This is a genomic window from Pseudomonas sp. HY13-MNA-CIBAN-0226, assembly GCF_040310305.1.
GTDB classification, from domain to species: domain Bacteria; phylum Pseudomonadota; class Gammaproteobacteria; order Pseudomonadales; family Pseudomonadaceae; genus Aquipseudomonas; species Aquipseudomonas gregormendelii.
In genome coordinates, this window is record NZ_JBEOPS010000501.1 from 1 (window position 1) to 247 (window position 247).

A 247-nucleotide genomic window follows, 5' to 3' on the forward strand; every position below is an offset into this window, starting at 1 on the left:
GCCGTTGCTCTGCCAGCGCTGCACTTCGTTGACGAAGCGCCGGTCGCGGGCGGTGAAGTATTGCGCGCCCATGTCCAGCGCGCCGGCGTCGCTGCGCTTGCTGGACATGCGGCCACCGCTGCCGCGGCTTTTATCGAAAAGTTGTACTGCGTGCCCGGCGTCTTGTAACGCTCGGGCGGCGGAGAGACCGGCGATGCCGGTACCAATGATCGCGATGGGAACAGTCATGGGAGGCCTCGTTCTACCG

1 protein-coding gene is annotated in these 247 nt (G+C 65.6%); it reads right to left on the bottom strand.

All coding sequences use genetic code 11. From position 1 onward, the window contains the following. Positions 1-228, bottom strand: a 228-nt coding sequence (locus tag AAEZ05_RS29665; RefSeq protein ID WP_350650211.1) for an FAD-dependent oxidoreductase, incomplete at its 3' end; no start/stop codon positions are given. Between the last annotated feature and the right edge of the window lie 19 nt (positions 229-247).